The 20,949-nt window shown below is 69.0% G+C and carries 23 protein-coding genes and 1 tRNA gene; 4 read left to right on the forward strand and 20 right to left on the reverse strand.

Going from position 1 to position 20,949, the window contains the following annotated elements:
• The 7 genes from LAO51_07060 to LAO51_07090 form a co-directional block, all read right to left on the reverse strand.
• Window positions 1-1,314: PAS domain-containing protein (locus tag LAO51_07060; protein MBZ5638506.1), on the reverse strand; the 1,314-nt coding region annotated here is incomplete at its 3' end.
• A gap of 28 nt (window positions 1,315-1,342) precedes the next feature.
• Complete coding sequence (locus LAO51_07065; GenBank protein ID MBZ5638507.1) at window positions 1,343-2,689, reverse strand: bifunctional diguanylate cyclase/phosphodiesterase; 1,347 nt, start codon at window positions 2,687-2,689, stop codon at window positions 1,343-1,345.
• Window positions 2,690-2,691: 2 nt separating this feature from the next.
• A complete protein-coding gene (locus tag LAO51_07070; GenBank protein ID MBZ5638508.1) occupies window positions 2,692-3,096 on the reverse strand; it encodes a response regulator in 405 nt (134 codons plus the stop codon).
• Between the two features lie 281 nt (window positions 3,097-3,377).
• Window positions 3,378-4,871 (reverse strand): fibronectin type III domain-containing protein, encoded by a 1,494-nt coding sequence (locus LAO51_07075; protein MBZ5638509.1) that lies wholly within the window; start codon window positions 4,869-4,871, stop codon window positions 3,378-3,380.
• Window positions 4,872-4,877: 6 nt separating this feature from the next.
• A complete protein-coding gene (locus LAO51_07080; protein ID MBZ5638510.1) occupies window positions 4,878-5,036 on the reverse strand; it encodes a hypothetical protein in 159 nt (52 codons plus the stop codon).
• A gap of 391 nt (window positions 5,037-5,427) precedes the next feature.
• Window positions 5,428-6,615: a site-specific integrase gene (locus tag LAO51_07085; GenBank protein MBZ5638511.1), complete on the reverse strand. Its 1,188-nt coding sequence runs from the start codon at window positions 6,613-6,615 to the stop codon at window positions 5,428-5,430.
• A gap of 2 nt (window positions 6,616-6,617) precedes the next feature.
• The gene (locus tag LAO51_07090) at window positions 6,618-6,896 is read right to left on the reverse strand and encodes a hypothetical protein (GenBank protein ID MBZ5638512.1); all 279 of its coding nucleotides are present in this window, start codon (window positions 6,894-6,896) and stop codon (window positions 6,618-6,620) included.
• Window positions 6,897-7,121: 225 nt separating this feature from the next.
• Here LAO51_07090 and LAO51_07095 point away from each other — a divergent pair, with 225 nt between their 5' ends.
• Window positions 7,122-7,835, forward strand: coding sequence for a hypothetical protein (locus LAO51_07095; protein ID MBZ5638513.1), 714 nt, complete (start codon window positions 7,122-7,124; stop codon window positions 7,833-7,835).
• Window positions 7,836-7,858: 23 nt separating this feature from the next.
• Here the strand turns inward: LAO51_07095 and LAO51_07100 are convergent, their stop codons facing one another.
• From LAO51_07100 to mnmA, 13 genes are all read right to left on the reverse strand, one after another.
• Window positions 7,859-8,071 carry a hypothetical protein gene (locus LAO51_07100; GenBank protein MBZ5638514.1) on the reverse strand — a complete coding sequence of 71 codons (213 nt, stop codon included), beginning with the start codon at window positions 8,069-8,071 and terminating at the stop codon, window positions 7,859-7,861.
• Between the two features lie 153 nt (window positions 8,072-8,224).
• Entirely contained in the window at window positions 8,225-8,671 is a 447-nt protein-coding gene (locus LAO51_07105; protein ID MBZ5638515.1) for a hypothetical protein, read from the reverse strand.
• A gap of 14 nt (window positions 8,672-8,685) precedes the next feature.
• On the reverse strand, window positions 8,686-10,017 hold the full coding sequence (locus LAO51_07110) for a phage major capsid protein (protein MBZ5638516.1): 1,332 nt from the start codon (window positions 10,015-10,017) through the stop codon (window positions 8,686-8,688).
• 226 nt (window positions 10,018-10,243) lie between these two features.
• Window positions 10,244-10,720 (reverse strand): phage terminase small subunit P27 family, encoded by a 477-nt coding sequence (locus LAO51_07115; protein MBZ5638517.1) that lies wholly within the window; start codon window positions 10,718-10,720, stop codon window positions 10,244-10,246.
• A 336-nt stretch (window positions 10,721-11,056) separates the two neighbouring features.
• Window positions 11,057-12,559 carry an AAA family ATPase gene (locus LAO51_07120; protein ID MBZ5638518.1) on the reverse strand — a complete coding sequence of 501 codons (1,503 nt, stop codon included), beginning with the start codon at window positions 12,557-12,559 and terminating at the stop codon, window positions 11,057-11,059.
• Window positions 12,556-12,798 carry a hypothetical protein gene (locus LAO51_07125; GenBank protein MBZ5638519.1) on the reverse strand — a complete coding sequence of 81 codons (243 nt, stop codon included), beginning with the start codon at window positions 12,796-12,798 and terminating at the stop codon, window positions 12,556-12,558. The genes LAO51_07120 and LAO51_07125 overlap by 4 nt, the downstream gene beginning before the upstream one ends.
• The gene (locus tag LAO51_07130; protein ID MBZ5638520.1) at window positions 12,798-13,010 is read right to left on the reverse strand and encodes a hypothetical protein; all 213 of its coding nucleotides are present in this window, start codon (window positions 13,008-13,010) and stop codon (window positions 12,798-12,800) included. Before LAO51_07130 ends, LAO51_07125 begins: the two co-directional genes overlap by 1 nt.
• A complete protein-coding gene (locus LAO51_07135; protein ID MBZ5638521.1) occupies window positions 13,007-13,207 on the reverse strand; it encodes a hypothetical protein in 201 nt (66 codons plus the stop codon). The genes LAO51_07130 and LAO51_07135 overlap by 4 nt, the downstream gene beginning before the upstream one ends.
• Window positions 13,204-13,449, reverse strand: a complete 246-nt coding sequence (locus tag LAO51_07140) for a hypothetical protein (protein MBZ5638522.1) — start codon at window positions 13,447-13,449, stop codon at window positions 13,204-13,206. The genes LAO51_07135 and LAO51_07140 overlap by 4 nt, the downstream gene beginning before the upstream one ends.
• A 58-nt stretch (window positions 13,450-13,507) precedes the next feature.
• Window positions 13,508-14,458, reverse strand: a complete 951-nt coding sequence (locus LAO51_07145) for a hypothetical protein (protein ID MBZ5638523.1) — start codon at window positions 14,456-14,458, stop codon at window positions 13,508-13,510.
• Window positions 14,459-14,682: 224 nt separating this feature from the next.
• Window positions 14,683-14,758, reverse strand: a tRNA-Gly gene (locus tag LAO51_07150).
• Between the two features lie 111 nt (window positions 14,759-14,869).
• On the reverse strand, window positions 14,870-15,181 hold the full coding sequence (locus LAO51_07155; GenBank protein MBZ5638524.1) for a hypothetical protein: 312 nt from the start codon (window positions 15,179-15,181) through the stop codon (window positions 14,870-14,872).
• A gap of 156 nt (window positions 15,182-15,337) precedes the next feature.
• On the reverse strand, window positions 15,338-16,426 hold the full coding sequence (mnmA, locus tag LAO51_07160) for a tRNA 2-thiouridine(34) synthase MnmA (GenBank protein MBZ5638525.1): 1,089 nt from the start codon (window positions 16,424-16,426) through the stop codon (window positions 15,338-15,340).
• A gap of 157 nt (window positions 16,427-16,583) precedes the next feature.
• On the opposite strand from mnmA, the gene ileS reads away from it, so the two are divergent.
• Genes ileS through LAO51_07175 form a run of 3 tightly spaced genes read left to right on the forward strand, consistent with a single transcriptional unit; the run spans window position 16,584 to window position 20,944 of the window.
• The gene (gene ileS / locus LAO51_07165; protein MBZ5638526.1) at window positions 16,584-19,511 is read left to right on the forward strand and encodes an isoleucine--tRNA ligase; all 2,928 of its coding nucleotides are present in this window, start codon (window positions 16,584-16,586) and stop codon (window positions 19,509-19,511) included.
• Entirely contained in the window at window positions 19,508-20,107 is a 600-nt protein-coding gene (gene lspA / locus LAO51_07170; protein ID MBZ5638527.1) for a signal peptidase II, read from the forward strand. The genes ileS and lspA overlap by 4 nt, the downstream gene beginning before the upstream one ends.
• A 9-nt stretch (window positions 20,108-20,116) precedes the next feature.
• Window positions 20,117-20,944 (forward strand): prolipoprotein diacylglyceryl transferase, encoded by an 828-nt coding sequence (locus LAO51_07175; GenBank protein ID MBZ5638528.1) that lies wholly within the window; start codon window positions 20,117-20,119, stop codon window positions 20,942-20,944.
• The last annotated feature ends 5 nt before the right edge of the window (window positions 20,945-20,949 follow it).

Genomic DNA, 20,949 nt, shown 5'->3' on the forward strand with positions numbered 1-20,949 from the left:
ACGCCTCGTGCCGCGAGCGGCCCGGGCGAGGAACGCCGCGACGTCCTCCGCCCCCTGGCCGCGCTCGCGCAGGAGCCGGAGCAGCTCCGGCTCGGTCGCGCCGAGCACCTGCGCTTCGCGGAGTCCGAACAGGTCGAGGAAGGCGCGGTTGGTCATCCGCACCACCGACCCTCCCGGCAGGTCCGCGAGCGACACCACGCCGTCCGTGGTCGCCTCGAGGACCGCGTCGAGACGCGACTCGTTCTCCCGGAGTTCGGCCCCGAGGCGGCGGGCCACGGTCTCGTCCGAGGCCGCGCCGACCACCGCCGGCTCCCCGTCCACGATCGCCGTCGCGAGCGACAGCTTGACGTCGGGGCCGCCGCGGCCGTCGGCCGGAACGAGCGTCACGTGGAGGTCCTGCCGCTCGCCGGGGCGGCATCTCTCGAGCCGCGAGAGGTGCTCCTCGAGCACCATCACGTCTCGGGTCGCGACGAGGTCCCGGAGCCGCGCGCCGACGAGGCTCTCGGGGCGCCCGCCGAGCATCGCCGCCATGACGGGGTTGAGGAACGCGATCTTCCCGCCGCGCAGCACGACCACGGCCTCCGGGATTCCCTCCACGAGCGCGCGGTATCGCGCCTCCGACCCCCTGAGCTCCTCCTCGAGCCGCACCTCCGCGTCCACGTTCTTGACCACGATGAGGTAGCCGCGCGCCTCCCCCACCGGTCCGCCGCGGAGCCGGACCTTCACGCTCCCGTGGAACTTCGTTCCGTCGCGCCGGAGCAGCACCGAGCGTGCCTCGACCCCGTGCTCCCTGAGACTCTTCCTCCCGAGCTTGGGCAGCAGGTCCTTCCAGGCGGCCTCGTCGAACACCATCGAGGCTGGCCGCCCGAGCACCTCGTCCTCGTCCCAGCCGAGCAGCACGGCGGCCCCGGCGCTCAGGCTGCGGATATCGAAGTCCCCGTCGGTGGTCATGAGCGCGAGGTCGTGGGCGACGTCCTCCAGCGCGCGGAGACCTTCTCGCCTCCCCTCGGCCTCGGCGCCGCGCGCCGTCAGCTCCTGGCCCAGCCTGTTCACCGCGTCCGCCAGGACGACGAAGGGCGACCGGGGGTCGAGCTCTGCCGGGCGCGCCGCGCGGCCGGTGCGGAGCGACTCCACCGCCAGCACGACCTCGCGAAGGTCGCGCCGCTGCTGCCTTCGGGAGAGGAGGAGCAGGAGGAACAGCAGCACCGCGAGCGAAGTCAGGCCGACCCCGATGACGAACAGGAGCCCGGCGTTCCCGGCCAGCAGCCCTTCCACGGCGGTTCCTTGCGCTCCCGCGGCGACGTCCGGCGTCATGAGCCCGCCTCGCCCGCCTTTCCCCGGCCTAGTGTCCTTCGCCCCGCGGATCCGTCGGCTCCGGCGGCGCGCCGGGCGCCGACGGTCCCGCGAAGAGGTATCCCTGCCCGAGCGGCGCGCCCGCCTTGCGGATCGCCGCCGCCTCGCTCTCGGACTCGATCCCCTCGGCGACCACGGCGGCTCCGATCCGCCGACCGATGTGCACGAGGGACGAGATCAGCTCCTGCTGGATCAGGTTCTCGTCGACGCCCCGCACGAGGCTCACGTCGACCTTGAGGTAGTCCGGTCGCACCTTCTCGATGGTCGCGAGGCTCGCGTAGCCGGTCCCCACGTCGTCCAGCGCGACGCCGAACCCGCGCTTCCTGAGCGCCTCGAACCCCGCCGCGAGACGCGTGGGGTCGTTGTCGGGCCCGCGCTCGGAGACCTCGAGCACGAGGTCCCGGGGCCGCAGCGACGATGCCATCAGGAGGCGGGTGAACGACTCCTCGAACCACTCGGGGTCGGAGAGCGAGCCGGGAAGGACGTTGAGGAAGATCTTGCCTCGGCCCTTCTCGGCCATCGCGCCCGAGCCCTGCACTGCCCGCCGCCGGCACAGCCGGTCGAGGTCCGCCGCCATCCCGAGGCGGACCGAGAGCGCGAACATCGCGGCGGGATTCTCGAACCCGCTTCCCTTCGGGCCGCGCGCCAGCGCCTCGTACCCGACGACCTCGAGCGTGGCGAGGTCGACCACCGGCTGGAAGACGGCGGAGACCTCGGCCTCCCGGATGATCCGCCTGAGCTCCGCGCCGCGAATCGTCTCCGCGCGACGATAGCGCCGCTGGGTCAGCGTCCGGGCCTCCTCGACCGCCGCGTGCACGCGCCGCTCGAACCGGTAGAACGGGTCCTCCGAGAGCAACGCGTGCCCGACTCGGAACGCCAGGCGGGGGGAGAGCCCCGCCCACTCCTCGTCGTCGAAGGCCTGGTCGAGACGGGCGCACACCGCCGACGCCATCTTCGCGAGGTCCGCGGGCTCCACCTCCGTCCCCGACGCCGTCTCGGGGACGAACGCGACCAGGCGGTCGCCCGCCACGCCGTTGACCGCGAGGAGCGACCCTTCCGGCAGATCGGTTCCCGGGAGGCCCTTCAGCACCTCGGCGATCCTCGCGAGCACGCGGTCGAAGACCTGCCAGCCGTACAGCGACTCCACCAGATCGAGGTTCGCGACGTCCACGTGCAGCACGCCGAGGTGGCGACGGCCGTCGAGGGCCGAGCGGAGCGGGTCGAAGAGGAGCGCATAGGCCGGGAGCCCCGTGATCCGGTCGTGCAGGGCGCTACGGAGCTTGAGGAACTCGTTGCGCTGGCGATCGTCGAGCGGACCCGGCTCGCGGGGGTCCACGGTCAGGCCCCCCGCGGCAGCGAGCCCGCTCGCGCTCCGCCGCCGCTGAGCACGCGTCGCACGCGAGAGAGCAGCTCGTCCACCCCGAACGGCTTGGTCAGGTAGTCCGCCGCGCCTTCCTGCAGGCCGTGAACCTTGTCGCGGGCCTCTCCCTTCACCGAGAACATCATCACCGGGAGATCGCGGATCGCCTCGTCCGCCTTCAGGAGCCGCAGCGTCTCCCAGCCGTCCATCTCCGGCATGTTGATGTCCAGGAGGACGAGGTCGAAGTGCTCCCGCCGCGCGAGACGGAGCGCGTCGAGCCCCGTCCTGGCGCAAGCGACCTCGTACGCGGCGGCACCGAGGGCCGTCGCGGCGAACTCCTGGATCGTGGGCTCGTCGTCGACCACGAGGATGCGCGCGCTCACGTCGGACTCCCTTCGCGCTTGGGTCGCACGTCGTCGCCCGGCAGGATCGTGGTCATCCGGCCCCCCCTCCGGTCCAGGGCGTCATCCTCTGCGCGAGCGAATCGCGGTACCGCCGTTCCGCCAACTCTCGGGAAAGGTACCACGCTGCGGAGATAAGGGGCAACGCGAATTGTGCACCTTTCGGTGCCGAAAAGTCCGAGCTTTCGGGGTTTTCGGGAGCTTCGGCGGTGCGGCGCTCGATCGGCGGGCGCGGTTCGCTGTACGAGCGACTCGGCCCGCCCTCAGTTCTTCTTCTTGTGTCCCTTCGCGTCCGGAACGGCCTGCGCGTGCGCGGCGACGGAAACGTTGCCCGAGCGATCCACGGCGAACGCGCTGAACGAGTACGTGATTCCGTTGACGAGCCCGCTCATCGTGAGACTGCCCTGGCTTCCCGGATTGCCCGCCTTCGCGGTCACGGCATGACCATCGACGGGGCTCGTCGGAAAGCTCCCGTCGGTGCGACAGCGGATGACGGTCTGCTGGAAGTCGGTGTCCCTCGGATTGCGCCAGCTCAGGCTGACGAGAGCGCTGCCGGGAGTCGCCGTGAAAGGCACCGGTGCCTCGGGCGCGATCTGGTCGTCGACGGGCTGCTCGGTCGGAACGAAGTCCCGGTCGTCGGTCAGCAGGATCCGGTCGGCCATCGCCTGCGCATCGTAACCGCCCAGCTCGATCGCGTGAAGTCCCTGCGTGAGCGCGTAGGCGCCTCCAGCGATCCACGTCCACGCGCCGTAACGCGACGCGAAGACCGGCTGGAGCCCGGCGCCGTCGACCGACTCGAACCACGAGCTCGACTGCGCGTCCTGGGCGAAGACGCGCACCCACAAGTACCAGGTGCCGGCGGTCGGGACATCGATACCGTAGCTCGCGGTTCCAGCGGGGTTGGCCGCGCCGCCGATCGGCGTGCCGGCGGGTGTCGTGATCGCGCCCGAGTCGAACATGCCGACTCCGCTCGCCATCTGGACCGGCGAGACCAGATTCCCGCATTCGGTCTCGAACCTCAGGTGCGCGTAGGAGCTGGCGGAGGTCGCGAAGCTCAGGTCCGGCGACGAGATCGCTGCATTGCCGGCCGCGTCCGCGCTCCTCACTTGAGCCTGGTAGGTCGACGCAGGATCGAGCCCCTCCAGGACGACCGCGTGCGCGGTTCCGAGGGTGGAGTCGACCTCCGTCTGCTGATACCCGGTCTGGCCGCTCTTGCGGTAGAGGACCTGGCTGTCGGCCGGCTCGTCCGTCGTCCACGTGATCGTCGCCCGCGTGGCACCGACGCTCCCCGACTGCACCGCGGACACGGACGGCGGCGTCGTGGCCGCCCGGACGGTGAAGAGCCCGAGCCCGGTTCCCGAGGCCTGGTTGGGACTCGTGACCGTGATGCTGGAGGGTCCCAAAGGCGCTGAGTCGCTCACGCTGATCGCGGCCGTGAGCTGTCCGCACGCGCTCACCGTCACGGAGTTCACGGTGATCCCGGGGGATCCGAACCGCACCGTGGAACCCGCCACGAAGTTGGAGCCGCCGATGGCGACGTCGAGCGCCCGACCCTGCGCGGCGGCCGACGGGCTCGTGCTCGCCACGAGCGGCGCCGGCCAGCTGGCCACCTCATTCGAGTAATTATTGCTCGCGTATCCCTGAGTATCGTAGGACTTGACCACGAAGTACCAGGTCGTGCAGTCGGCGAGTCCCGAGACCGTCGTGGCCGTCACGTTCCCGACGTCGAGGACCTGGGTGTAACTCCGCGACCCCATGCCGTACTACACGCGATAGCCCGCCAGGTCCGTACAGACGCTCGCATCCTCGTTCTGCGTAACGGGATCCCACGTCAGCGCCTGCGTTCCCGCGAGCGCGGGTAGCGTCGTGAGGGCGATCAGGAGCGCGAGGGTCCGTGGAAGCCGGGACGAGGTCCGCATCATCGTTGGGCTCTCCGACCACGGTCGAGGCGTCGGACCGCGGGCAGCGAACCGAGCGAGATGCGTGCCAGGTTAGAACAATACGATAACGCAATCAGATTAAATAAGTCGTCGAGTTCTCGGAGTGCATCGCAGCGACGTCGATGTTGGTTTCTCTACGCCGGTTCACGCCCGCGCGTGACGACTCTCAGCGCTGGCTTACGGGGTCGCGCGCTTCCAGGCTCGGTGATCGCGGCCGAGCGCAGCGGCGCCTCGAGGCGGCCGTTGCAATCGGCGTGTTATCTGGAGCGGGAAACGGGATTCGAACCCGCGACCCTCAGCTTGGGAATCCAATTCCGTCCGGGTCCATACGGAAAGATACGGTCATTCCGCGCTTTCTCTGACACACTGACCACTAGGACGCGCATAGACCTGCGACCTTTGCAGCGACCTGTGTTTCGCTCTGCGTCGCTGCCGCGAGCGTCCCGGCCGTTCCGTTGAGGCGGTTCGCCGCCGCGCGAAGGTAGTCGGGTGAGAAGTGGGCGTACCGCTGGACCATCTCGATCGAGCGCCAGCCACCGAGCTTCATGAGCGTGTACAGGTCGGTTCCCACCGCCACCTGCCGCGAGGCCCAGGTATGCCGGAGGTCGTGGAAGTGGAGCGCGTCGAGAACGGCCGCGCGCTCCGGGTTTCTCGGGATCTCCTTCTCCGCGTCGCCGTCGCGCACCGCAGCGGCCAGCTTCTCCCTCGCGTCCTCCCACGAGCCTTGTAGGGACTTCAGCGGCTCCCCCTGGTAGCTGAACACGTGGTTGTGCTTCACGTGCCGTGGCAATGCCTTGAGGATCACCAGGAGGTCGTCGCCGACGGGGAGCGCCCGGGCATCACCGCTCTTCGTATGCCGGAGGTGGATCGTCCGGCGCTTGAGGTCCACGGCGTCCCAGGTCAGCCCGAGGATCTCGCCGCGCCTGCAGCCCGTGAGGAGCGCGAACCGGGCGGCGGGAACGACGTGCTTCTGGGCGAGCTCGAGCAGCTTGTCGGACTCGTACTGCGAGAGGAACACCTCGCGGGTCGGGGGCTCGTGCATGTACCGGATCTTCGCGGCCGGGTTCGTGGTCAGGTAACCCCACTCGACCGCCCGACCCAGGAGGTTCTTGAGGAACCGAATCGAGTGGTTCACGGTGACGGGCTCGACCGTCTTCGACCGCTTGGCGACGAACGACTGGATCCGCCCGGGCTTCAGCTCGTCGAGCCAGACGGTCCCGAACTCGGCGACGGCCTGCCGCTCCATCGGCTCGAAGTAGGTCGTCGCAGATCGCCGGAGCGCGCCGTGGTTCTTGTGGAACTCCTCAACGAACTTGTTGAACCGGATCCGGCCGCGTGCCGCGCGCTTCCGCTTCACGTTGGGCGGGACGTACGCGGGGTCCTCGTCGATCAGTCGACGTCGGGACTTCGCGAGTCCCCGCGCCTGGTCTTCGTCGAGGCCGACCTTCTCGGTGATCGGCCGCCCCTGGTACGAGTACCGCGCGAAGTAGACCCGTTTCCCGTCACTCACGCGGACGTACGAGAGCACGCCGTCACCGTGGAACGTGAACTTCTTCGCCATCGTCACTCCTCCGCTGCGACTTCCGCCTGAGACTCGGTGACGATCCGAGCCACTACCTCCGCCAGCGGGAGGCTCCCGTCGGGATTCACGGTGACGTGGGCCCGAAGCACCCGGTGTTCGATGACCCGCTGCAGGATCAGGAGGACATCGAGCGGAGGTACCCCGTATTGTTCAAAGGTGCTCTCGATCTGGAGCGCGATCTCCTTGATGTCATCCTCGAATGGGGTCAGCTTGCAGTGTGCAGACGTCTGCACTCTGGGCTTCTCGGATGTCTTCGCCATCGGATCCTCCTCGCGCCGCTCGGGGCGCACGTGAGCGGAGGAACGACGCAGGGCTTGAGCCTCGCGGTCTGTTCGGGGAGAATGCGCGAAGCGGGCCATGCGGGTAACCTCCGCGTGGTTCGTTAGGTCCCGTCGCCGGTTCACGCCGGCGCCGGGGCCGCTTTCGAGGCGAACGCTACGCCCGGTTCTCGATCGAGTCAAGCGACGACTCAGGAGTTGCCTGCCATGGCTCACTCGAATGAAGCACCGTGGAAAGGCGATAAGTCGGTGATCTTCGGTGCCGTACTCGGTGCGCTTGTGCTTGCGGCATCGATCTGGGCATGGTACGAGCCGGGCAAAGCCGCCACGGTGGTCTACGCCCTCACCGCGATCGCGGTCATTTGGTACAGCGTCTTGACGAATTTCATTCGCCGCAGCGCAGACGAAGAAAGGCGCCACCGCAGCACGCCCGTTTTGGGGTTCGCCATCGCCTGCGTGCGTAGTGAGGATCCAGACCTCGATGTTCGCTTTATCGTCAAGAACAACACCGGCAGACTGGCCGTGATCCGGCCCACGATTCGTCTGCGCTCTTGGCAAGGATTTCACACCTTCGAAAACGGGGTCTACGCAGGGAGCGAGGACTGGGAAATCTGGGCATTCGACGAGTGGAGTGGCCATTTCCCGCTCGCGCAAATGGTTCCTGGTCTTCGCGCGCCAGACGGTTACAACCCCCGCGCTGGGATGCAGTGGCCTATTTCCCTCGATGTTCAGGTGGTCGTCTACAATTCCAATGGAGAATTCCAATACCTGTTTCGCCGCGAGTATCACGTCGAGATCGTTGAGGATATGCGGTTCGGCAAATCCTGGCCCGAAATCGCGATCGACGCCTTTCCAGATTGCGCGCCCTACCCAGCGCGAATCACTCGGCGCGCAACGATTGGTTCCTCCGCTTCGCTTTAGGTGACGCTGCGACGTGACGGTAGTCACCGCTCCCGCCTCTCCGCCTCGGTCATCTCCCGCACCAGGAACACGCCACACTCGACGCAGTAGGGTGGCCGGCATCGGTGGATGCGGACCGGCACGATCCACCACCGCCGCCGATCCCCGTAGCCGATCTCGATACGCACCGGGTGGCAGTCCACGGGAGGGGCTCGCCGCATCGGTGGCGCCTCGAGGAGGTCACGGCGGAAGTCCATCGACATCCCCCATGAAAGAAACGTCCCGGCCGGCGTACGAGGGTCAAAGTTCCCTTGGGCGTCCGGCCGGGACCCGCGGGACACGCCCCGGCCCCGCACTGCACCGGCGGCCACGCGCAGAAAGGTAGACGCGCAGCCGCCGGGATGGAGTTACTACGCGGTGCCTTCCGCCGGCGAGATGTGGGTCTCGCTCGCGGCCATGACGGTGGTGCTGTGCGTGGTCGGGATCTCGTGCGCGCCGCCGAGGATGGCGAAGATGCCGTCCACGACGGAGTCCTGCGTGGCGCGCAAAACGAGGAGCTTCAGGTACCGCTTGAGCGGCCTGGCCACCTCCACGTAACACAGTTTGTTATCCTGGTCGTCAGCGACCGTCACGGAGGTTCCGGTGAGGTCGGAGTAGCCGTCGGCCACTCCATCATCCGAGCTCTGCTGCACCTTCACCGACGTTGCCGCGCCCGTGGTGATCGCGCCGAAGGCGACGATGAAGAGGCACGTGTCGAAGCCCTTCATGTCGATCCCCGCGGCCGGGGTGATCGTCGTCTGCCCCGCGGCGACGGCGTTGTTGTGCCGGATCAGCTTGCACTCTTTGGAGAGGTTCATGTTCAGCTCCTTCCCTACGCCGTGATCCCGCTGCCGACCACGAACCAGCCAGGCCGCACGACCGCGACGTCCATGCGGAGATAGCCGCGGATCCACACCTGCAGGTTGGCGAACGCGGAGCTGCTGCTGTCCGCGGCGTGGCGCGAGGCCTCGATCGTCAGGTTCGTCCTGACGCCGAGGAGGACTTGCGTGAAGTCCCCGACGAACGCCAGCGACTCGTTGGAGCCGCCGCCGCGGGTCGACGGGACCTGCGTGGTCATGAGCCGGTTGAGCGCCGTGAAGGACGCCGGCGGAATGAGGTACTGGCCGTCCGTGACGGCCTTGAGTTTTTCGAGGGTGGCGACGTCTCGCGGATGGACGATGGCGGCCGTGGGCTCGCCGTTCGCGAGCCGCACGGTCTTCACCATGTCCGTGAAGTCGTCGTAAACCGGGGATGCGATCCCCGTCGACGTCCCGACCCCGGGCGTGTTCTCGATGCCTTGCGGCTCTTCGGCCGCCCCGGTGCCGACGAGCGCGACGCGATCGATCTCGAGCGCGAGGGCGTCCGAGAACACGGTGTCGAGGAACGAGCTGAGGTTCTGAGCGTCTTCCACGAGCTCGATCGGGACCTTGGCCAGCACGCCGACCGTCCGGGCCCGCAGGACGACTCCCGCGAAACTCGGATCGCTCGCGGTGAGAACGGCGTTCTCGGGCCTCCAGTAGGCGGTCGGGTCGGTCGCGAGTTTCGCGATCGTGACCTCACGTGCCTCCATCGGCACCGTCCGGGCCCCCGCCTGCACGACGCAGGCCTTCGAGCGGGCCAGGTCGATGACCATCGTCGAGGTGGCCGCGGAAAGGAGGATGTTGCCGCCGACCGTGCTGCTGCCCGCGAGGGCCTGGATCTCGGGGGATCGCCACTCGCCCATCACCTGGCCCCGCACGACGTCCGCGAGGCCGACGGTCGAGGCCTCCGCGTCCACGTCCATCCCCGTCTCCCGCGGCACCAGGTCCGCGAGCTTCTCCTTGGGCCCGAGGGCCCGGACCGGACGCCCTTCGGGATCGTAGCCGATGACGCCGGCCGGAGCGTGGGCCGGGGCGTGAATCCGATCCCCGTTGCCGTCCCACCTGACGGTTCCCGGCCCCGAGGGCCCGCGGGCCAGGAGCGCCGCGCGGTCCCGGTCCATCTGCTTCTCGACGCGGGTGATCGACGCGCCGACCGTCTCGAGCTCGACGTTGATCGCGTCGTCTCGGTTTCTCTCGGCCGCGGTCAGATCGCGACCCTCGGCCGCGGCCTTGTCGAGCGCCGCCTTGCCTTCCGCGATCAGATCCCACTTCTTCTGGCGCAACTGCTTAATGCCGTAAGACATCTAGATTCGACCTTTCCTGCGCCGCTGCGCATCCGGTTGTTTTTCAATCTCAGGGACAGGGACGGCCGGGGATCGGGCCCCGGGCTGCGGAGAGGGGACGCCGCGCCACCCCTCCTGTCGTCTCTTCGGCGTCGGCTGCGCCGTGGATCAGCTGTTGCGGGGAGGGGTGCCGCGTCTACCTCCCCTGTCATGATTTCGGCGGCGGCGGCGCCGTGGCTGTTGATCTTCATTCGCATAACTCGGGTGGCAACCAGTCGGCCCGACCCTCGTCCGCGCCCGGGAAGTCGATCCGCGAGCGCGCGCTCGGGGTGAGTCCGAACTCAACCTGGTAGGCCCGCAGGATCGCGATGCAGTTCCTCGCGATCGAGACGTGCGGCCACTGCTGCATGCACTTCACGTTCCCCTGCTCGTCGCGGAGGGGATAGACAAGCCCGCTCTTCGCGAGGAACGTCTCGGCCTCCCGCCATCGCTTGTAAGTCTGGGCGTAGGCCTCGATAGCGTCCCGGTCGGCGAGCGTGAGGATGCCCAGGCCACGGAGGAGTCCGGTCATCCGGTGAAATGCCTTCCGGGCGTCGCCGGTGAGCCACCGCGGACACGCCGGCCCGACCCCGCAGGTCTTGGGCTCCCCACGGTTCAGGGCCCGCTTCCCGAGGTTCCCCTCGAGCACCCTGAGGTGCGTCGGCTTGGGCTTCCGACCTCTCACGAGAGCCTCCGGGAGTTATGGGCGGCCATCAGCCCCCCCCCCCTTGCGAATTTCGCGGGGGTTCGCGCGTGGGCCATCGCGCGGACACCGGCGAGACCTGTAGACTTTCGACCCCCCTACCCCCAGGCGCGCAGTCGGCCGCGTCGCGCCAGCCGTTGGCCCGTGGGCTACGCTCGAGGGGCAGGTCGGCCGGGTGCCACGGGTCCGGGCGGCCCCCCGTAGCCCCAGCGGAGGGGGCCGCCCCGTGGCGGTGTCTCTCGTCTGCGCTCGTCTGCCCTCGTTGCCCTCGTGAGGTCGTCTGACGAGCGCAGTTTTCCTTAAGGGCTGCCGCGCTCGTCATTCGGGCTCCCAAATACGACGTGCGCTCGTCTGCCCTCGTTGCCCTCGACTCGCATCGGCGAGGAAGTAACGGGTCTGCTTGTCCTCCTTCGCCTTGTGGGTTTTGCCCCTCTTGGTGAGGGCGGAGAGGCCGTCGGTCACGGCCCGCGTCGAGTACTGGGCACGACCGATGATCTCGCCCCGCAGCATCCCGGCCTCACCGACGTCGGTCAGGAGGGCCACGATCGCGTCCTGCACCTTGTCTGAGGCTCGGTCGATGCTCCCGACGCACCGAACGATGACCGGCTCGCTCGAGTCAACGTCGGCGCTGAGGCCGTGGATTTCGAGGAGTATGGCGTCTGGCAGGCGACCGTGCCGCGTTTTCGTGGGGATGAATGCAAGGCGCTCTTGGCGGGCCTCGACGCCGAAGTGGGCATCGGATGCGTTCCGCTTGTCCACAGAGCCATGGAGCGCCTGCTCTGGCGCGTCCAGCTCGGCCTCTCCCGTTCGCTTGCGGGTGTGGTCGACAATCACGACGCCGCAACCCAGCTCCATGGAGATGGGGTCCAGAGCCCGGTTGAACAGGTTGGCGACCACCTCCCCATCGTTGGTATTGCCACCGGTCATCCTGCGGAACGAGTCCACGAACAGGAACTCGGTTCCCCAGCTCTTCAGGCTCGACATCAAGAGCCGGAGGTTGCGGGGATCATCGAAGCGAATCCGCGACCGGATGACCTGGACGAAGCCCCGGGCAGCGTCGGCCTTGAGCCCCATGCCCGCGGCGAGTCGGGACAACCGCCCATCGGTCTCCCACGGCCGACTTTCGAGGTCGAGGAGGGCGACCTTGTATTGCCGGGTCACGTCGTAGTGAGCAAACACGGGCCAGCCTGATGCGAGAGAGAGGGCCATGGATTCGAGAAGCCACGACTTGCCGATCCCGCCGGCACCGGACTCGATGACCTTGTCTCCCTCCGCGAGGAGGCCGGGCACGGCCCACGGGGTCGGCGGGATGTCACGGCCGAGCACGTCGGCCAGGTCTTCGGCTGCGAGCTTCGAGGCGCCGGCGTCGAGGTCGCGAAGACGTCCTTGCAGATCCTCGACGTAGCGGAGAATTTCCTCGTCCGGGACTCCGCTTCCGGCCTTCTTCGTCAGCTCTTCGCCGAGGCCCATCAGGATGCGGCGCCAGCTCAGGCCGCGGAGTCGGTTCGTCCACCACTCGAGCCCGCCGCCCGGGGGGGCCGCGGCGTCCAGATCTGATAGGTACGCGAGACCGCCCGCAGCCTCGAGCTTCCCACGGCGTTCCAGGTCGGCCCGGACGCTGAGGAGGTCCGGCGGACCTCCCGTGGCGGCCACCGCGAGGCAGGCGGACCAGATCAGCTTGTGACGTGGGTGATGGAAGTCGGTCGGGCGGAGGATGTCGCGCGCGTCACCGAACGCGGCCGGGTTGACCAGCACCTTCCCGAGGATCGCGCGCTCGATGCTGGGATCGTTCGGTAGAACAACCGCGGTATCGGTGCTCACGCTGCACTCGCGAGCCGACGGTCGGCGGTCACGATCGGCGCGTCGTTCGCGTCTCGTCGCCTCGTTCGCCTCGGGCGTGGACGCTCGAGGCCGAGCCGGAGACGGGCCGCGTGCTCGACGAGCCGGAGCACGGAGTCGACGTCGAGGCGCGCGGCCGCGCGGAGCAGCACCAGGAGCAGGGCCGGGTCGGGCGCCGCGGCTCCGGAAGAGACTGCGCGCAGCCCACGTCGAAGGGGCATCAGTTCGGCTCCCCGCGGCTTGGGACGAGCGTGGCGAGTTCGGCGCGGAGTGCGGCGAGCTCGGCGGAGTCATGGGCCGGATCCTGCTGGGCGAGCGTGTCCTGCACGAGGGCGGCAACCGCTAGTGCGGCGAGGGTGAACTGGTCAGGTGGAAGACAGTTCAGCCAGAAAACGATGCGCCGCATCATGCCTTCGCGATCCGCGGCGCTCACGGTTGCGGCTCCTTGGGCTCCCACGCCGGCGCGTTCGCGATCAGCTCTTTGACCGATGCCGCTTCGATCAAGAGGATGCCGCCGACCTTCCGGCCGCGGAGAGTCCCCTCGTGGAGCCGAGCGAAGACCCACGGTTTCGAGAAACCGAACTCGGCCCGCAGTTCACGGACGCGGAACCACTCGCGGTCCGGATTCACGCGGGCTCCTCGACGGGTGCGCCGTGTCCGTCCGGGTCGCCCATCCGGTCCGGATCGTCGCCGTCGTCGTCGGGCGGCGGGATGTCCGGGAAGCCGTCGTCCTCGTCCTCGAGGCCGCTCGCGATCATCCGTCGCATGAGATCGAGCACCGCGCGGATGATCGCCGGGTTCGTCGAACCGAGCAGCGGTTCGCTCGTCGAACCGTCGGCGGCCGCCTCTGCGATCCATAGGATCTTGGCCACGTTCGCCTCCGGGGGGCGCAATACCGGCGCCGTCACCCCTTATGCGAACGTGTGACACTCAGCGGGTGGTGTGGTGGGGCTTTCGGGCGAGGCGGTCGAGGCGGGATCCGATCTGCCGGGCGTTCGCGTGGGTGGTGCAGAGGCGGGCGGCGATCTGCGCGTACGTCATCCCTTGGTCTCGGAGCCCCAACAGCGCCTTCTGACGATCCGTGAGACGGCCGGCAAGGCGGTGGTAGATCCTCAGGTCCGGCGGGTGGATGTAGGCCGGAACCTCTCGCTTTGGGTTGTCCTCGAGAATTCGCCTAGCGGCGTTCGAGAGAGTTTCCTGGCGGAGCCATCGGCGATAGCGGCCCGACGACAGATCGGAAGGGCGCACCGGCGAAACGGCGCCCGAGCTCCCGTCGTCGATGATCCCGAGTCCGTCAGCGCGGATCCACTTCGTCCCGAGCCGGAACCGCCTCGCTTCCTCGCGGGACGCGAATGCCTCCATCATCGCGGCCGGAAAGACCTCTTCGCGAAGCCATCGGCGAAGCCCCTCGGGTCCGCGCTTGGTTTTCTCCTGCGCGAGGCGGCGTCGAAGACGAGGGTTACGCAGGTACCGCGGGAAATACGAACAGTGGGAGACAAGGCGATTGACGGCCTCTTCCCGCAAGTCATCGAACTCGGCCATGGCGAGGGGGTCGCCGAAGAGGACGCCGAGGATGCTTCTGCTCGCCTTCTCCATCGGTCCGGCGATCTCCCACGGGATACCCTCTTTGCGTATCAGGGCGCGCCAGGGGTCAGAGGCGTCCATGTTGTGGACGGCCTGTTCCCTCTCGCGTTCGATCTCGTCGTCCGTCAGCAGGGGTTCATTGAGGCCCTCCGAGACGCGGCGGGAAAACGATCGGATCATCTCGAGTAGCTTCTCGTCGTCGAGGTCGGGACGCAGCCAGCGGCCCAGCCGGAGTTCCTCTCGGAGGTGCTCCGTCAGCCCGTCGTGGTCGGGGTCAGGGGGGGGTCTGGCAGCCATTCCGCCTCCTGGAAGCGGTCCTGGAAGAGTGAAGCGGCCCCGCTGGCGGTCCAGGAATCCCGCCCCGGTAGCTATCCGGCGCGGGGCCGCGACGAGGATACGTCAGCCCGGGCCCCGGGCGGCAGCCTTGAAGCTGCGGCAGCGACCTGCGACCTTTACAGCGACCTGGGTATTCGAGGTCTCCCCCGGGGCGCCCCGAACGGCCCGTAAGTTGTTGACTGGTTTGGAGCGGGAAACGGGATTCGAACCCGCGACCCTCAGCTTGGGAAGCTGATGCTCTACCAACTGAGCTATTCCCGCATGCGTCGCGAAGGTGCGAGCATAGCGGGAGTTAGCCGGTTCCGTCAAGGGCCGTCGGGGCGTCCGCCGGCGCCGTCCTGAACAATTCTCGAAGTACGCTCGGCCTGCGCGCTATCCCCCGATGTAAGAGCGATGCTCCCAGCCCGGGGTGCAGCAGCAGCATTCGACCGAGATCGGGGATCCATGGCCGCTGTTGCCGTTACCTTCCTGGCACAATCCGATCCCGGTATACGGCGATTCTTCACAGGTGCGCACGCAGTAATACTGCAGCTTCCTGCACTTGGTGGTGTCCCTGATGACGCCTACACGATCCGAATCGCTCAAGGTCGTCGATCCGACTTGACCCGCGAGCGTCGACGCTCCGTCGACGAGAACCACGAGAACACCCACCACGATGCCAAGACGAATCCAGAAGTTTTTCATTTTGCCCCTCCTGTTGCGCAGGCGACTCGCTCTGGCGGTGATCATACGCTCAGCGGGGCCGGCTGACAGCACGCGTCTCCAATCCGTCTCCAGCACCTTCATTGGATTCGGGAAGGACGGTGGGAGACTCCAGGGGGCCAGCCGCACTCCCGTGCCTCAAGTCCGAATCCAGCCGCCGCCCAGCACCAGGTCGCCGTCGTAGGCGACAGCGGCCTGGCCGGGAGCGACGGCCCGCTGCGGCTCGTCGAAGCGGACGACCGCGGTGCCGTCCCCCAGGTCGTCGAGGGTCGCCTTCGCGCCGGAATGGGTCGAGCGGATCTTCACGGTGGCGCGCACCGGGCCGACCGGGCGATCGAAGGGGATCCACCTGACGCGCTCGATCGTGCAGCGATCACTCAGGAGATCCTCGCTCCCCCCGACCACGACCCTCCGGCTCTCCTCGTCGATCCGCACGACGTAGAGCGGGCGCCCCGCCGCGACGCCGAGCCCGCGGCGCTGGCCGACCGTGAAGCCGGCGATCCCCTCGTGCCTCGCCAGCGCCCTTCCCTCGACGTCCACGATCTCTCCCGGCTCGGAGGCTTCGGCGATACCGCCGCGCTCCAGGAAGTCGCGGTAGCTCTCCCCGCGGCTCAGGAAGCAGAGGTCCATCGACTCGGGCTTGTCGGCCACCCTCAGGCCGAGGGAGCGCGCCGCCTCCCGGACCTCGTCCTTGGTCATCCGGCCGAGCGGGAACTCCGCCGCACGCCGCTGCTCCTCGGAGAGATCGAACAGGAAGTACGACTGGTCCTTCCCCTCGTCCGCGGCCCTCCTGAGCAGCGTGCGCCCGCTCCGCGCGTCGCGCTCGAGCCTCGCGTAGTGACCGGTCGCCACCGTTGACGCGCCGACCTCGCGGGCCTTCCCGACCAGCGCGCCGAACTTCAGGAACGTGTTGCAGCCGACGCAAGGCGACGGCGTCCGCCCGCGCGCGTAGTCCGCCTTGAACGGGTCGAGGACGAGCCTGCGGAAGTCCTCCTCCATGTCGAGGACGTGGTGCGGGAAGCCGAAGCTTCTCGCGACCTGCCGTGCGTCCTGGCAGTCGTCGAGAGAGCAGCAGCGGGCTTTCTCCCCGCCTCCCCCGCCCTCGTGGCGACGCGCGAGGTACATGGAGAAGCCCACCAGCGGCCGCCCCTCCCGCGCGAGCAGCGCCGCCGCGACGGAGCTGTCGACCCCGCCGCTCATCGCCACCGCGGTCAGCTCGCCCGCCATCCGGTCACCTCGATTTTCGCGCGCACCCGCGCCTCGCCGTCGGTCCTGACGGCCGCGAGCCGCGTGTGTTAGAGTACCGGCTTCCCATGAGGGACGCCAAGTGTCCAAGAACGTTGAACTTAAGAACACGATCAACCTGCCGAGGACCGACTTTCCCATGAAGGCGGACCTTCCGCGGCGGGAGCCCACGATCCTGGAGTGGTGGGATCGAGTCGACGCGTACCGGAAAGTGCGCGAGGCGCGACGGGGAATGCCCCCCTTCGTGCTCCACGACGGTCCCCCTTACGCCAACGGGAACATCCACCTGGGACAGGCGCTCAACAAGATCTTGAAGGACTTCGTGGTCAAGTCCCGCTCGATGATGGGACACGACGCACCGTACGTCCCCGGCTGGGACTGTCACGGCCTCCCGATCGAGCACCGCGTGGACAAGGAGCTCGGGAGCGCGAAGGCCGGACTGACGCCGCTCGAGGTCCGCGCGCTCTGCCGCGAGTACGCGGAGAGGTTCATCGGCGTTCAGCGCGAGGAGTTCCGTCGCCTGGGCGTCCTCTGGGACCGGACCCTCGACAACAAGGAGGAAGCGGAGCACGCGGTGAGCCGCCGCGCGATCTACCGGACCATCGACCGCACGTACGAGGCCGAGATCGTCCGCCAGCTCGGGCGGTTCTTCGCGAAGGGAGCGGTGTACTTCGGCGAGAAGCCGGTCCACTGGTGCTTCTCCTGCAAGACCGCGCTGGCCGAGGCCGAGGTCGAGTACGAGGACCGGACCGACCTCTCGATCTACGTGAAGTTCCCGGCGGAGGGGCTCGAGGCGAGGGTGGCCGCGCTGGCCGGGCGGCATGTCGCGCTCGTGGCGTGGACGACGACACCCTGGACGCTCCCGGCCAACCTCGCGGTCTGCCTCCACCCGGACTTCGCCTACGTCGCGGCCGAGGTCGGCGAGGAGACGCTCATCGTCGCCGAGGGACTCTTCGCGTCGGTCGCGAAGGACCTCGGCTGGAAGGGCGCCCGGATCGTCGCGAAGTTCACGGGGCGCGAGCTGGTCGGCGAGGGAGCGGACTGGATCGGGAGCCGCGCGCCGGTGAAGCGGCCGTACGCGGCGCCGTCCGGACCGGCCGCGGGCCCCGGCGTCCTGATCCTGGGCCACCACGTCACCCTCGACGCGGGCACGGGCTGCGTCCACACCGCTCCCGGGCACGGCGCGGAGGACTTCGCGGTGGGACGCGAGTACGGCCTCCTTCCGTTCAACCCCGTCGGGGACGACGGCCGGTTCCTCCCGGAGCGGGTGGGCCCGGACTGGCTCAAGGGTACGTTCGTCCTGGACGCCAACGAGAGGATCGTCGGCGACCTCGCCGAGCGCGGGCTCCTGCTGCGCCGCGACCCGTGCACCCACTCGTACCCTCACTGCTGGCGCTGCAAGAACCCGGTGCTGTTCCGCTCGACCCCGCAGTGGTTCATCTCTCTCGACGCCGACGGCCTGCGCGGGAAGGCCGTGGAGGAGATCCATCGCTCCGGCTGGATGCCCGCGTTCGGCGAGGAGCGGATCGCCCAGATGGTCGCGACCCGGCCGGACTGGTGCATCTCCCGGCAGCGGACCTGGGGGGTGCCGATCCCGCTCGTGGTCTGCGGCGCCTGCTTCCCGGAGGCGCCGGACGCGTTCGTGCGCGACCCGGCGCTCTTCGAGCACCTGGAGCGCGTGTTCCTGGGGGAGGGGTCCGACGCATGGTTCGGCGTCCCCGACGGGGCGCGGCACCGCCCCTACACGAGCGCCGCCGAGCGCCTCGCCCGGCTGGTGCCCTCGGGCGTCGCCTGCCCGAAGTGCGGCGAGCGCGGCCGGCTGCGATTCGAGGAGCACATCGTGGACGTCTGGTTCGAGTCGGGGGTCTCCCACTCGGCGGTCCTCGGCCGCGACGGATCGCTCCCCTGGCCCTCGGACCTCTACCTCGAGGGGCACGACCAGTACCGCGGGTGGTTCCACTCCTCCCTGCTCGTCGCGGTCAACGACCGGGCGCGCGCTCCCTACCGAGCGGTCCTCACCCACGGGTTCACCCTCGACGGCGACGGCAAGAAGATGTCCAAGTCCCTCGGGAACGCGATCTCGCCCATCGACGTCGCGAACGAGCGGGGCGCCGACATCCTAAGGCTCTGGGTGAGCATGGTGGACTTCCTCGAGGACATGCGGCTCTCCGAGGAGATCCTCGACCGAAACGCCGAGGCTTACCGGAAGATCCGGAACACCTTCCGATACCTGCTCGGGAACCTCGACGGCTTCGACCCCGCGAGGGATGCGGTGCCGTTCCCCGAGATGGAGGAGATCGACCGCTGGGCGCTCCACCAGCTCGAGGCTCTCCGCCGAAGGATCCTCGCGGCGTACGAGGCCCGGCAGTACCACGCGGTCTACCACGGGCTCCACAACTTCTGCGCGGTGACCCTGTCGTCGTTCTACCTGGACGTGCTCAAAGACCGGCTGTACACCGCCCCGCGCCGGTCGAGGGCGCGGCGGTCGGCCCAGACCGTGCTGCACCGGCTCGCGACGGACCTCGTCCGGCTCATGGCGCCGCTCCTCTGCTTCACCGCCGACGAGGTGTGGCAGGAGCTGGAGGCGCTCGGCGGCCGCGAGCGCTGGCGAGGCTCAACGGTTCACGCGGAGATGTTCCCGGAGCCGCTGTCGCTGCCGGACGATCCGGGCCTCCTCGATCGGTGGGAGCGGCTCCTCAAGGTGCGCCTCGAGGTCCAGAGGGCGCTGGAGGCGGCGCGCGCCGCGAAGCGGATCGGCGGCTCCCTCGAGGCCAAGGTGCGTCTCGAGGCGCCGGAATCGACGGTCCAGTTCCTGCGGTCGTTCGGGGCCGGGCTCCGGTTCCTGTTCATCACCTCGGGGGTCGAGTTCGGCCCGGTGCCCGACTCCGCGTTCCGGTCCGACGCGGAGGGGGGGCTCGGCATCGACGTGGCGCGGGCCGACGGAGACAAGTGCGCGCGGTGCTGGAACTACACGACCGACGTCGGGACGGACGGTGAGTGGCCGGGAGTTTGCGGCCGCTGCGCGGCCGCGGTCCGGGAGATCGTCGCGTCCCCGGGGGCCGCATGACCCTCGGGGCGGCGATCGCCGGCCGGCGCGGGTACTTCGCGCTGTCCCTCGCCGTCCTGATCGCCGACCAGGCGTCCAAGGTCGTCGCGGACGCCCTGCTCCGCGGCCGGGGCCCGGTGCCGGTGATCCCGGGCTGCTTCAGCCTCTGGTATTCCCGGAACCGGGGCGGCCTGTTCGGCTACTTCGCGGGATGGGAAGACCCGTGGCGCACCGTGCTGCTCACCGTGTTCCCGCTGATGGCCATCGCGGCCATCGCGGTGTTCCTCGTGAGGACCGACGAGCCCGACCGGCGGACCCTGGCCGGCCTCGCCGCGATCCTCGGCGGCGCCACCGGCAACCTGATCGACCGCGCGCTCCGGGGCGAGGTCGTGGACTTCCTCGACGCGTACGTGTCGCACCCCCGCGCCGCGCAGTGGCTGGCCGACCGATTCGGCACCGCACACTGGCCGACGTTCAACCTGGCCGATTCCGCGATCGTGGCCGGCGCCGGCCTGCTGCTCCTCGACCTGGTCCGGCCCGAGCGCGCCGCGCAGGCGCCGGACGGCGGGGCGCCGGAGCCCGCGCCGCGCGCGAGTCGCCCGCCGGGAGAGGAGTAGACTTCCGCCATGCACCCCATCCTCGTGGATTTCGGAACCCACGTTCTCCCGCTCCTCGGGACGACGCACCTGTTCCTCCCGACCTACGGCTTCCTGTTCGCGCTGGGGGTCGTCGCCGGCTGGTGGTGGTTCCTGCGGCGGGCCACGCGGCTCGGCGTGGACCCGGACCGCGCGTTCAACCTGACGTTCTACACGCTGCTCGGCGGACTCCTCGGCGCGAAGGTATCGCTTCTGATCGTGGACTGGCGGTACTACCTCGAGCGCCCGCGGGAGATCCTCTCCACGTTCCGCTCCGCGGGCGTGCTGATGGGCGGGATCCTCGTCGGCGCGGCGGTGTTCGTGCTCTACGCGCTGCGCCAGCGCTTGCCGCTCCACCGGCTGGGCGACGCGATCGCGGCGCCCCTCGCCGTCTCGCAGGCGGTCGGCCGCATCGGCTGCTTCAGCGCGGGGTGCTGCTGGGGCGTGCCGGCCCGCGGGGTCTTCGGCGCTCTGACCTTCACCGACCCTCTGGCCCACGAGCGGACCGGCGTCCCCCTCGGGATCCCGCTGTTCCCGACGCAGCTCGTGGAGATGGCGGCCGATCTCCTGCTGGCCTCGGTCCTGACGGTCCTCTACCGGCGGAAGGTCCGGCCGGAAGGCTCGACGTTCCTGTGGTACGTCCTGCTGTACAGCCTGATCCGCGGCGTGATCGAGATCTGGCGAGGCGACGAGCAGCGCGGCGTGTATTTCGGAGGGGTTCTCTCCACGTCGCAGATCCTCGCGGTCCTCGCCGGCCTGTGGGCGCTGGGCATGCTGGTCTACTACCGCTTCCGGCGCGAGGAGCCCGCCGGTTCGTGACCGGC

This window comes from Terriglobia bacterium, assembly GCA_020073205.1.
Lineage (GTDB): Bacteria > Acidobacteriota > Polarisedimenticolia > Polarisedimenticolales > JAIQFR01 > JAIQFR01.